The sequence below is a fragment of the Mesorhizobium sp. WSM4830 genome (genome assembly GCF_055811495.1).
The window spans coordinates 103343-115348 of record NZ_JBVVQI010000015.1 but is presented as its reverse complement, the minus strand read 5'-3'; the positions used below and the strand labels follow the sequence as shown (position 1 = coordinate 115348).

At 63.0% G+C, this 12006-nt stretch carries 11 protein-coding genes; 8 read left to right on the top strand and 3 right to left on the bottom strand.

All coding sequences use genetic code 11. The features are described from left to right. Window positions 1–76: 76 nt before the first annotated feature. Entirely contained in the window at window positions 77–508 is a 432-nt protein-coding gene (locus tag AC0L2Y_RS19960; RefSeq protein WP_352565160.1) for a hypothetical protein, read from the top strand. 286 nt (window positions 509–794) lie between these two features. Here AC0L2Y_RS19960 and AC0L2Y_RS19955 read toward each other — a convergent pair whose 3' ends face one another. From AC0L2Y_RS19955 to AC0L2Y_RS19945, 3 genes are all read right to left on the bottom strand, one after another. Next, on the bottom strand, window positions 795–1985 hold the full coding sequence (locus AC0L2Y_RS19955; RefSeq protein WP_352564946.1) for an NADH-quinone oxidoreductase subunit D: 1191 nt from the start codon (window positions 1983–1985) through the stop codon (window positions 795–797). A 66-nt stretch (window positions 1986–2051) separates the two neighbouring features. Beyond that, complete coding sequence (locus AC0L2Y_RS19950) at window positions 2052–2477, bottom strand: hypothetical protein (protein ID WP_352448156.1); 426 nt, start codon at window positions 2475–2477, stop codon at window positions 2052–2054. Between the two features lie 164 nt (window positions 2478–2641). Next, window positions 2642–3316 carry a DUF2161 domain-containing phosphodiesterase gene (locus tag AC0L2Y_RS19945; protein ID WP_352565162.1) on the bottom strand — a complete coding sequence of 225 codons (675 nt, stop codon included), beginning with the start codon at window positions 3314–3316 and terminating at the stop codon, window positions 2642–2644. Between the two features lie 340 nt (window positions 3317–3656). Here AC0L2Y_RS19945 and AC0L2Y_RS19940 point away from each other — a divergent pair, with 340 nt between their 5' ends. From AC0L2Y_RS19940 to apnL, 7 genes are all read left to right on the top strand, one after another. Beyond that, window positions 3657–4484: a phosphogluconate dehydrogenase C-terminal domain-containing protein gene (locus AC0L2Y_RS19940; protein ID WP_352488815.1), complete on the top strand. Its 828-nt coding sequence runs from the start codon at window positions 3657–3659 to the stop codon at window positions 4482–4484. Window positions 4485–4747: 263 nt separating this feature from the next. Next, on the top strand, window positions 4748–5689 hold the full coding sequence (locus AC0L2Y_RS19935) for a D-ribose ABC transporter substrate-binding protein (protein WP_352488816.1): 942 nt from the start codon (window positions 4748–4750) through the stop codon (window positions 5687–5689). Window positions 5690–5802: 113 nt separating this feature from the next. After that, window positions 5803–6456, top strand: a complete 654-nt coding sequence (locus AC0L2Y_RS19930) for a DUF2291 family protein (protein ID WP_473558881.1) — start codon at window positions 5803–5805, stop codon at window positions 6454–6456. Continuing rightward, entirely contained in the window at window positions 6453–7997 is a 1545-nt protein-coding gene (locus AC0L2Y_RS19925; RefSeq protein ID WP_352488818.1) for a sugar ABC transporter ATP-binding protein, read from the top strand. The genes AC0L2Y_RS19930 and AC0L2Y_RS19925 overlap by 4 nt, the downstream gene beginning before the upstream one ends. Next, a complete protein-coding gene (locus AC0L2Y_RS19920; RefSeq protein WP_352488819.1) occupies window positions 7994–9058 on the top strand; it encodes an ABC transporter permease in 1065 nt (354 codons plus the stop codon). The genes AC0L2Y_RS19925 and AC0L2Y_RS19920 overlap by 4 nt, the downstream gene beginning before the upstream one ends. A gap of 1 nt (window position 9059) precedes the next feature. Next, window positions 9060–10094: a Gfo/Idh/MocA family protein gene (locus AC0L2Y_RS19915; RefSeq protein ID WP_473558878.1), complete on the top strand. Its 1035-nt coding sequence runs from the start codon at window positions 9060–9062 to the stop codon at window positions 10092–10094. After that, window positions 10091–11998, top strand: a complete 1908-nt coding sequence (gene apnL / locus AC0L2Y_RS19910; protein ID WP_473558876.1) for a D-apionate lactonase — start codon at window positions 10091–10093, stop codon at window positions 11996–11998. The genes AC0L2Y_RS19915 and apnL overlap by 4 nt, the downstream gene beginning before the upstream one ends. The last annotated feature ends 8 nt before the right edge of the window (window positions 11999–12006 follow it).

Below are 12006 nucleotides of genomic sequence, written 5' to 3'. Positions count from 1 at the left end.
GGCCTTGTCAGCGCTCGACGGCGCGATAATTGCTCATATAGGCGTGGGCGAATTCACCTGTCGACAGGAGCCGACCATGAAACATCAAACACTCGACCAACTGCAGGCCGTCGCGGAAGTTGAGTCCTTCGCGGCGTATCCGGCGATGAGCCGAACCCAGCGGATTGAACGTTGGGCGGAACTTCTCGAACAAAACCCGACGCGATGCCTTGGGGCGCTTCCAGGCACCGAATATATGAACAGGGAAGCGCGCGACAGATCGCGTGGCGCTGGGACGCCGCTCACTGTCGCCTTCGAGGATCCGGTTCTGCGTGCCATGGGCCTCAGCGATGATACCTATGGTGAGGCAAAGCGCTTCTTCGAACTGAGCGACCGGCAGTTGCACCAAATCGTCTGCCATTGCCATGTCGGCGCTACGATGCAAGCGAGATGGGCCGCTGCCAGGGTGCGCGGGATAGTTCGCGGCAACAGATTTGTTGCCTGGATGAAGGGCTTGATCGTGCATTGACGCGGTACGAGGAACGGCGGAACACGCGTTCTTTCCGCGCCGTGGAGAGCGCTTCCGAACTTGGAAGGGCTCGTGCCCCGTCAGGCCGCGCAGATTGTGAAACTCCTCGACGCTTGGCTGCGCCTTGTCGCGGCCATGCGTCTGTCTTTGATGCGAGAATTTGGGTTGGCCTGCCGCAATTGAGGGCCATCGCCGGACGGGCGTTCGAGCGCCGTCCAGGCCTGCCTGCGCGGCTACTAACGACGAATGATCCTGCGATCGGGGAAGATCCTGCGACCTGGCTAAACTAGCGGTCGATTTCTCCGAACACGATGTCGAGCGAGCCGATGATCGCGGCAACGTCGGCGATCATATGGCCTCGGGACAGGAAATCCATCGCTTGCAGGTGGGCGAAGGAAGGTGCGCGGATCTTGCACCGGTAGGGAACATTGCCTCCGTCCGACACGAGGTAGACGCCGAACTCGCCCTTCGGCGCCTCGACGGCGGCATAGACTTCACCGCTCGGCACGCGAATGCCTTCGGTATAAAGTTTGAAGTGGTGGATCGTCGCTTCCATCGAGCGCTTCATCGTGGCGCGCGGCGGCGGCGTGATCTTGTGGTTCGGGATCGCAACCGGCCCCTGACCTTCTGGTGAGCGCAACTTTTCCAGACATTGCCGCATGATCCGGACCGACTGGCGCATTTCCTCCATGCGGACGAGATAGCGGTCGTAGCAGTCGCCATGCTTGCCGACCGGGATATCGAAATCCATCTCCGAATAGCATTCGTATGGCTGCGCCTTGCGCAGGTCCCAGGACGCGCCCGATCCGCGCACCATCACGCCGGAAAAGCCCCAGGCCCAGGCATCATCGAGGCCGATCACGCCGACATCGACATTGCGCTGCTTGAAAATGCGGTTCTCGGTCAACAGTTCGTCGAGATTGTCGCAGACCTTGAGGAACGGATCGCAGAACTTCCAGATGTCGTCGAGGAGTTCCGGCGGCAGATCCTGATGCACGCCGCCGACCCTGAAATAATTCGCGTGCATGCGGGCACCGGACGCGCGCTCATAAAAGACCATCAGCTTCTCGCGCTCGGCGAAACCCCAGAGCGGCGGCGTCAGCGCGCCGATGTCCATGGCTTGCGTGGTGACGTTGAGGAGGTGCGACAAGAGTCGGCCGATTTCGCAGAAAAGCACGCGGATGAGCTGCCCGCGTCTCGGAACCGATATTTCGAGGAGCTTCTCGGCAGCGAGACAGAATGCATGCTCCTGGTTCATCGGCGCGACGTAGTCGAGCCGGTCGAAATAGGGCAAGGCCTGCAGGTAGTTCTTGTACTCGATGAGCTTTTCGGTGCCGCGATGCAGCAGGCCGATATGGGGATCGGCGCGTTCCACGATCTCGCCGTCGAGTTCGAGCACCAGCCGCAGCACGCCGTGAGCGGAGGGATGTTGTGGCCCGAAATTGATGGTGAAGTTGCGAACTGCAGCCTCGGCCATGACAGTCCTCCGCGATCAGGCGGACTTCGGTTCCGTGCCGGAACCGGCTTGTCCGCTTTCAGCCGCTCACGTCGTCGTCTGGATGATCAGCGTGAGCGTGCCGTCGCCGTCGATATTGGCCGCCACGACCTGCGTGGAATTAAGCCCGTTCGCCGCCAGTGCCGATGCCGCCTGCGGCGATGCGTCGATCGAACTTTGCAGGATGCGCAAATCCTCGGCGCTGGTCTGGGTGACGACGGCCTCCGCCTGTGCCTTGATGTCAGGAGGCAGATCCTCCATCGCCACGATTGTCACTGCGGTGAAATTCTGGGCGGAGAAGGCTTGGTCAGGTGTAGCCTGGTCGGGTGTGGTCCCTTCGGGCGTGGCTTGCTCTGGCAGGGTTTGCGGCGCCGTCGGCGGGACAGGGGCAAGCTCTGGTCCCACGGATTGCGCATAGACCGGCGAGGCAAGGGCCAGTGCCGAAAGTGTGGCAATTGTCGTCGATAGGCGCATGGCCGTTCCTTCCGTTTGCTCAGCGGACGATCAATTCGGTGACGACAAAACCATCGTGTCGAAATATGGTTCCGTGACTGAGGTGCTGTCTTGTACTGAGTGCCGTCTGGCCGAAAGCCGTGATTGTCGCGGAAAGCAGGGCGCGAAATCCGGCGTTGGCTGTCTCAGGCAGCGGTGTGGCCGCGATCGGGCTGCGGCCAGCGCTGCAACGCCTCACGGCCCTGAGCGGTCAGTTCGTAGATCCCGCGATCGGTGCGTGCGAACCAGCGATACACATTGTGCAGCAGGATCTTGGGCGCGTTCGGCAGGTTGGGCTTCAAGTCACGCGGCCGTTTCGGGCCATCCGCGAGGGCTGCGGCGCATGCCAGTGCCTGCTGGCGATAGGCGGTCATGATCGGCGCACGCGAGCCGCCGCCGGCGACAGGATCGCCCTGCCGACGCCGATGTTCGTCAATTAGCTTCGAGCGACGCCGGGGATCGCGACGCGGAGCCAATGCCGTCGGGCTGAGCAGCACCTGAACCTCGCCGTTCGGTCGCACGCCAAGCAGGCCGAAGCCGAGGCGACGGCAGAGATTGCGGTATCTCACATCGCTCTCACGGCCCTTGCCACGCGCCGACATGCATGCCGCGAGCCAGACCTCGTCGCTCGCCGCCATACGGTCGACCCCTTGGAGGACCAGCTCAAGGTTGAACGTCAGCTTCAGCTCGCAGATGACGACGATCGGTGGAGAGTCGGCACTCAGCGCCAGCAGATCGCAGCCGCCGATCTCGCCCTTGACCATAAATCCAAGGCCTTCCAGGAAGGCCTTGACCGGGCTGTAGAGTGAAGTTTCGAGCATGGGCCTTTGTCGGCTGCGAATCATCCCGCCGGTCGGCAGTTCAGCGCGATGATCGCTCCTTGCCGTTGAACAGGAGGTAAACGACGGCCAAGAAGTGGTCAGAGCCGTGCCATGGCCGCTTGCCAATTTGGTATGCTGGTATAATGTGTACCTGAGGTAGCATGCTCCGCGTAGCTGCGCTGTGCTGGACATCCGGGCGCCCGAGACATCGTCCATGGCATCGTCATTCGAGCGGCGGCTCCCCTGCGTTTTCTAATCCGCCAACCGGCGGTAATGTGCATACAAGTCAATGGGATGACGATCGGCAGGGCCGTCGTTGGAATTCAGGAGTAACGGACACATGACAACGATTGCGCTGTTTGGTGCGGGCGGCAAAATGGGTTACCGTCTGTCGACCAATTTTCGCGGATCTCCCTATACAATACGCCATGTCGAGGTCAGCGACGCCGGCCGCGAGCGGCTGAAGTCGGGCCTCGGCATCGATGCCGTCAGCGCCGATGAGGCGCTTGATGGCGCCGATGTGGTGATCCTGGCGGTGCCGGACACGCACATCGGCAAGGTCGCGGCGAGTGTCGAGAGCAAGCTTGCATCAGGCACGATGGTCGTCGTGCTCGACGCCGCGGCACCTTTCGCCGGGCATTTGCCGGAGCGGCCGGACCTGACCTATTTCGTCACCCACCCGTGCCATCCGCCGATCTTCAACGACGAGACCGACATGGCGGCCAAGAAGGATTATTTCGGCGGCGTCAAGGCCAAGCAGCACATGGTCAGCGCCTTGATGCAGGGACCGGAGGAAGATTTCGCCAAGGGTGAGGCGATCGCCAAGATCATCTGGGCTCCGGTCATGCGCTCCCATCGCGTCACTGTCGATCAGATGGCGCTGCTCGAGCCCGGCCTTTCGGAAACGGTATGCGCCTCGCTGCTCGTCGTCATGAAAGAGGCGGTCGACGAGGTGGTGGCGCGCGGGGTCGACAAGCAGGCGGCGCTCGATTTCCTGCTAGGCCATATGAACGTGCTTGGCGCCGTCATCTTCGGCGAAACCAAAGGTGTGTTCTCCGACGCCTGCAACAAGGCGATAGAGTTCGGCAAGCCGGTGCTGATGCGCGACGACTGGAAGCGGGTGTTCGAGCCGGAGGAGATTGCCGCGAGCATTCAGCGCATCACTTGAGGGCAGCGACGCGTTCACCGGAACATGTCACCTGAAATTGTCATTGACTCATTATACCAGTTGGCTTAGCTGTTCGATGGATCGGATCGTCAAGCTTCGCAGCAGGCTCAGGAGCTGGATGAGTGGAGGATAGGGGAAGCGGTCCGTCGGGGTGAAGCCGGCCAAGGCTTGTGAATCTGACGCGACCCGCCGTCTACGCCCGCTAACGAAATCGAATGCATATAGCCTTGCGACAAGGCACGGATTTTCAACGGGAGGAATACATGAAACTGACACGCAGAATGACGCTTGCAGCTTTTGCCGGCATGCTGGCGCTTGGCACCGCCGCACCCGCCTATGCGGCGGATTTGATCGCCATCATCACGCCCTCGCATGACAATCCGTTCTTCAAGGCGGAAGCTGTCGGCGCGGAGGCCAAGGCCAAGGAACTCGGCTACGAGGCGTTGGTGCTCGTCCATGACGACGACGCCAACAAGCAGTCGGAATTGATCGACACCGCGATCGGCCGCGGCGCCAAGGCGATCATCCTCGACAATGCCGGCGCCGACGCCACCGTCGCCGCGGTGCAGAAGGCCAAGGACGCAGGCGTTCCTTCCTTCCTGATCGATCGCGAGATCAATGCCACCGGCGTTGCCGTCGCGCAGATCGTCTCCAACAATTATCAGGGCGCCCAGCTCGGCGCGCAGGAATTCGTCAAGCTGATGGGCGAAAAGGGTAATTTCGTCGAGCTCGTCGGCAAGGAATCCGACACCAATGCCGGCATCCGCTCCAAGGGTTACCACGACGTCATCGACGACTATCCGGACCTGAAGATGGTGGCGCAGCAGTCGGCCAACTGGAGCCAGACCGAGGCCTATTCAAAGATGGAATCCATCCTCCAGGCCAATCCCGATATCAAGGGCGTGATCTCCGGCAACGACACGATGGCGATGGGCGCCTATGCGGCACTTGCCGCTGCCGGCCGCAAGGACGTCATCGTCGTCGGCTTCGACGGCTCGAACGACGTGCGCGACTCGATCACCTCCGGCGGCATCAAGGCGACAGTCCTGCAGCCGGCCTTCGCGCAGGCGCAGATGGCTGTCGAGCAGGCCAACGACTTCATCAAGAACAAAAAGACTCCCGCCGAAGAAAAACAGCTGATGGACTGCGTCCTGGTCAATGGCGACAATGCCGCCAAGCTGGAGACGTTCGCGCTCACCAACTGAGCCGGCGTAACATCAAGCAGCAAGGGACGAGCCTCCGGTTCGTCCCTTGCTTCCATTTCGCCCTTGCTTCCATTTCTCTGGGTGCTCCTGACCGCCATGCCGAACGAGCCGACATGTTCAACACGCTGACCCGGCCGATCCTTGTCACGTCGCTCCTTGCAGCTATAGTCAGCCTGACCGCCTGCAAGATCCTGCCGACACCGTCAGCAGAAAACGGCGGCACTGGCTCCGCGTTCAATCCCGACAAGATGGTCGAGGACATCTGGGCGGCGAAAGTGGTACCCTATCTGCAGCAGAAGGCCGGGCCGTTTGCCGAGGTGCATGCCTTGGCCAAGGCCGACCCCGCCGCCGCCGGCGCCAAATACGGCAATCCGAAGAAGCAGGCGAATTCGCCATGGACCTTCGCGGTTCGGCTCATGGGCAAGGTCGTTGCAGCCAATACACAGTCACGCGCGGCGACGATGGACATCGATGCCGACGGCGACGGCAAGGCGGATGCGCGGGTGCAGATCGGACCCGCCATGCGCGGAACCGCGCTGCGCGACAGCCTCGACTTCATCCAGTTCAACGATTTCACCAACCAGATCGACTTCGCCCAGTTCGGCAAGGCTTTCAACGCCTACGCCGACAAGACCGTGCTTTCCAAGCTGCCGCGCGAGACACTCCAGGGCCGCAGCGTCGAGGTACTTGGCGCCTATACGCCGGGCACTGGCCAGGACCTTCCGCTGGTGACGCCGGCGGAGGCAGAGATCGGGCCGAAGCCATGAGCGGCGATCAAGATGTCATCCTGAAGCTGGAGGATGTCTCGAAGGTCTATTCCGGCACCGTCGCGGTCAAGCGGGCGAATTTCGAGGTGCGCAAAGGCGCGGTCAACGTGCTGGTCGGCGAAAACGGAGCCGGCAAATCGACGCTGATGAAGATCATCGCCGGTGTCGAGCAACCGACGCTCGGGCGCATCCTGCTGGACGGCGAGGAGGTTTCCTTCTCGTCATCGGGTGATGCTGTAAGCCGCGGCATCGGCATGGTGTTCCAGGAGCTGAACCTGTTCGGCAATTTGACGGTCGCCGAAAACATTTTCGCCACCCGCGAGATCACCAATCGTTTCCGCAAGATCGACCGCAAGGAGCAGGAGCGCCGCGCGGCGGAGTTCCTTGAACGCCTGGAAGCCGGCATCCGGCCCGATATGCTGGTCGAGGATCTGCGCATCGGCCAGCAGCAGCTGGTCGAGATCGCCAAGGCGGTTTCGCTCGATGCGCGCATCCTCATCATGGACGAGCCGACCTCGGCGCTCAGCGCGGCGGAAGTCGAGATCCTGTTCAAGGTGATTGCCGACCTCAAGGCGCGTGGCGTGGCAATCGTCTACATCTCGCACCGGCTCGAGGAACTGATCCGCATCGGCGACACCATCACCGTGCTGCGCGATGGGCGCATCACCGGCCAGGCGGAGATGAAAGACGTCGACACCCAGTGGATCGTGCGGCAGATGATCGGCTCGGACGCCAAGGACTTCGCCAAGGCCGACGGTCATGTGCCGGGCGAGGAAATATTCCGCGCCGAGGACATTTGCCTGCCGCGCGTCACCGGCGGGCTTGCGGTCGATCACGTCTCGCTATCGCTGCGCGCCGGCGAAATCCTCGGCATCTATGGCCTGATGGGCGCCGGACGCAGCGAGCTGTTCGATTGCATCATGGGCCGCCACGGCCATTCGACCGGCACGATATTCATTGCCGGCAAAAAAGTGCACGAGCGCGACACGACGCGGCGCATCCGGCGCGGCCTGGCGCTGATCCCCGAAGACCGCCAGCGCGAAGGGCTGGTGTCGATCCTCTCCGTCGCCAGCAATCTGACGCTGGCCAGCCTGTCACGTTTCGTGCGCCTATTCCACATTCGTGGTGCCGCCGAAAGACAGGCGGTGACCCGGACGGTGCGCGAACTGGCGATCAAGGTCGCCGATCCGGCGCAGGAAGTCTCGTCGCTGTCGGGCGGCAACCAGCAGAAGGTGGTGATCGGCAAGGCGCTGCTCACCGGACCGAAGGTGCTGCTGATGGACGAGCCCAGCCGCGGCATCGACGTCGGCGCCAAGGCCGACGTGTTCCGGACCATGCGCAAGCTGTCGCGCGACGGCCTGGGGATCCTGTTTGCCACCTCCGATCTCGATGAGGTGATGGCGTTGTCCGACCGCATCGCAGTGATGAGCAATGGAAAATTGACCGGCATGTTCGATCGCGCAGAGGCGACGGAGGCCGCGCTCGTCGCTGCCTCGGCCCTCGGCCACGGACCGGTCTCGCACGGAGAGCAAGGCGCATGACTGACATCCCAGCCAAGGCGGCGGTCACCTCGAAGTCGAGCGGCTCGGTCCTGCTGATGCTGATGAAGGCGAGGACGTTCATCGCGCTGATCGCCGTGCTGTTATTCTTCTCGATAGCTGCCCCCAATTTCCTATCGGCCGCCAATCTTATCCTGATGTCGAAGCACGTGGCGCTGAACGCATTCCTTGCAATGGGCATGACCTTCGTCATCATCACCGGCGGCATCGACCTGTCGGTCGGCTCGATCGTCGGCCTGTGCGGCATGGTGGCCGGCTATCTCGTGCTCAACGGCATCGACCTGCAGGTCGGCTACACCATCTATTTCAACGTCTTCGAGATCGCACTGATCACGCTTGCCGTCGGCATATTGATCGGCGCCGTCAACGGCTTGCTGATCACCAGGCTTAACGTTGCGCCGTTCATCGCCACGCTCGGCGTGCTCTATGTCGCGCGCGGCCTGGCGCTGCTGTCGTCGGACGGCCGTACCTTCCCCAATCTCGTCGGCAAGCCGGAGCTTGGTACCACCGGGTTCGGCTTCCTCGGCGCCGGCCGGTTGCTCGGCCTGCCGGTCGCGCTGTGGATTTTGCTCGTCGTTGCGCTAGGGGCGGCCTATCTCGCCAAATATACCCCGCTCGGCCGCCACATCTTCGCCGTGGGCGGCAATGAGCGGGCGGCACGGATTTCAGGCGTCCGCGTCAACATGGTGAAGATGTTCGTCTACATGTTCTCCGGCTTCTGCGCGGCGATCGTCGGGCTGATCATCTCGTCCGAACTGATGGCCTCGCATCCCGCGACTGGAGAGAGCTTCGAGTTGAATGCCATTGCCGCGGCAGTGCTTGGCGGCACCTCGATGTCGGGCGGACGTGGTACGATCGGCGGTACCATTGTCGGCGCCTTCGTCATCGGCATCCTTTCGGACGGGCTGGTGATGATGGGGGTGAGCTCGTTCTGGCAGATGGTGATCAAGGGCCTCGTCATCATCGTCGCCGTCGTCGTCGACCAGGCACAGCGCCGATTGCAGAGCCGGGTGACGCTGATGCAGATGGCAAAGGCCGGCTGATATGGCGGAGCTGCGTGGAGCGCTGATCGGCTGCGGCTTCTTTGCCGTCAACCAGATGCATGCCTGGCGTGACGTCGAGGGTGCCTCGATCGCCGCCATCTGCGACCGCGATCCGGAGCGGCTGCGGATCGTCGGCGACCATTTTGGGATTGCGCGGCGCTATACGGACGCGTCAGCGCTGTTTGCCGGCGAAAGGCTGGATTTCGTCGACATCGCCACCACCGCACCAAGCCACAGAATGCTCGTCGAGATGGCGGCGCAGCACGGCGTTCCGGCAATCTGCCAAAAACCGTTTGCACCGACGCTTGCCGACGCCCAGGCGATGGTAAAGGCCTGCGCCGACGCCGGCGTGCCGCTGATGGTGCATGAGAATTTTCGCTGGCAGTCGCCGATCCAGGCAGTGCGTACCGTGCTGGACAGCGGCGAAATCGGCGCTCCCTTCTTCGGCCGGATCTCGTTCCGATCTGCCTATGACGTGTTCTCCGGCCAGCCTTATCTGGCGACGGGCAAGCGCTTCATCATCGAGGATCTCGGCATCCACAGCCTCGACATTGCCCGCTTCCTGCTGGGCGACGTCTCGACGGTCACCGCGCGAACGGCGCGCATCAACCCTGGCATTGCCGGCGAGGACGTTGCGACGATGCTGATGGACCATACGAGCGGCGCCACTTCCGTGGTCGACTGCAGCTACGCCAGCAAGCTCGCTACCGAGCCGTTCCCCGAGACGCTGATCGAGATCGACGGCAGCGACGGCACGATCCGGCTGGCGCAGGGCTACCGCCTCACTGTCACCGGCCGGAGCGGGACAGTCGTGAGCGACGTCTCGCCACCGCTGCTGGCCTGGGCATCGCGGCCGTGGCATAACATCCAGGAAAGCGTCGTCGCCATTCAAAAGCACTGGGTCGATTGCCTGACCAACGGAACCGAGCCCGCGACCTCGGGCGCGGACAACCTCAAGACATTGGCGCTGGTCGAGGCAGCGTACGCCGGCGCCGCAAGCCGGGAGCCGGTGCAACTCGACACCTTGCTGAAATGACAGCCGACGCCTTCCTCCTCTATGGCACACGTGCTGTTGAAGCCGAACCGGTCAGGCTGCGCGCCGGCGCGCTGACGGCGGACTTCGTCAACGGCAATCTGCGCACCATCCGGCACGGCGACACCGAAGTCCTGCGCGCCATCGCCTACATCGTCAGGGATCGCGACTGGGGCACCTACGAGCCGACGCTCACCGATTTGGAAATCGACCAGGGCGATGACGCTTTCTCCGTCAGCTATTCGGCAGGTTGTTTCGGGCCAGAGGGAAGCCGGCTCGACTTCCGTGCGACCATCAAGGGCGCCGCCGATGGCCGACTGGTCTTCGACGTGAGCGCTCTTCCCGACGACGATTTCGAGACCAATCGCTGCGGTTTCTGCATCCTGCATCCGATCGCCGGCCTAGCCGGCAGCCCGGTCACGGTCGAGCATACCGATGGCAGCGTGGTCGCGACCAGGCTTCCAGAGCTGATCGATCCCTGGCAGCCGTTCAAGGATCTGCGGGCGATCACCCACGAGGTCCGGCCCGGCGTCACCGCTGAATGCCGGATGGAAGGCGATACCTTCGAGATGGAGGACCAGCGCAACTGGTCGGATGCCTCCTACAAGACCTATGTCCGGCCGCTCGCGCTGCCATGGCCATACGTGCTGCCGGCCGGCGAGACCTTCCGCCAAACCGTCAGCTTGCGGGTAGAGGGTCCCGGGAAAGTGCCGGCCGCCGTGGCAAGCGCCGAACCGATTCGTGTCAGGCTCGGCCAAGCTGGACCGGTGCTGCCGGATATCGGCGTTATCATCTACCCTGATGAGGTCGAGGCGGCGCTGGGCAAGCTGTCGGTGCTGTCCGAGCTTGGCCCGCAGCAGTTGATGTTCCACTATGACCCGACGCGCGGCCACGGGCTCGCCGCCTTGCGGTCCTATGCCCGGCTCGCCGCCGCCTATCCGGTCCGGACAACCCTCGAATGTGTCATTGCCGGCGACGGCGATCTCGACGCCGAGCTTTCAGGCGTCGCCGACAGGGTGCGCCAGGCCGGGCTCAAGCTTTCGGCCATTGCCGTCTCGCCCTCGGTCGACCGGCAGTCGACGCCACCGGGCAGCGCGTGGCCGCAATGCCCGCCGCTCGAAGACGTCTATTCTGCCGCCCGCCGCGCCTTCCCCGATATCCGCCTCGGCGGCGGCATGTTCAGCTATTTCACTGAGTTGAACCGCAAGCGCGTCCCCGCCGATCCGCTCGATTTCGTCACGCATTGCACCTGCCCGATCGTGCATGCCGCCGACGATCTCAGCGTCTTGCAATCGCTGGAGACACTGCCTTTCATGACGGCGTCAGTTAGGACGATCTTCGGAACAAAACCTTACCGGATCGGGCCGTCGACCATTGCCATGCGCCAGAACCCTTATGGCGGTGCGACCAAGCCCAATCCCGACCGTCAGCGCATCGCCATGGCCGACCGCGACCCTCGCCATGTGGGGCTGTTCGGGGCCGCATGGACGATCGGCTATGCCGCGCGCGTTGCGCCGGCCGGGCTCGAAATGCTCACGCTCTGCAACTTCACCGGACCATTCGGCGTACTGGCCTCGTCGGGCGAGCCTGTCGAAGAAGGTGCACCCCGGCCGATTTTCCACGCGGTGAAAGGACTTTGCGATCTGGCCGGCCATGCGCATGTGGCGGCGACAACGACTGATGAGACGCGGGTGCTGGCACTGGCCGGCCGCTCCCAGATGGGCAAGATCATCGTCTGGCTCGCGAACCTTACCCCGGACGATTTTCCGGTCGACGTTTCCGGGCTCGGCTCAGATCAGGGTCCTCTAAAGATCTGGGATGGACGAACGTCACGCCAAATCCAGCGAAACGCGCCGGGCCGAGACCGTCTTGTGATGACGCCCTACGCAATCGTCCGGATCGGCTGAACTCATTG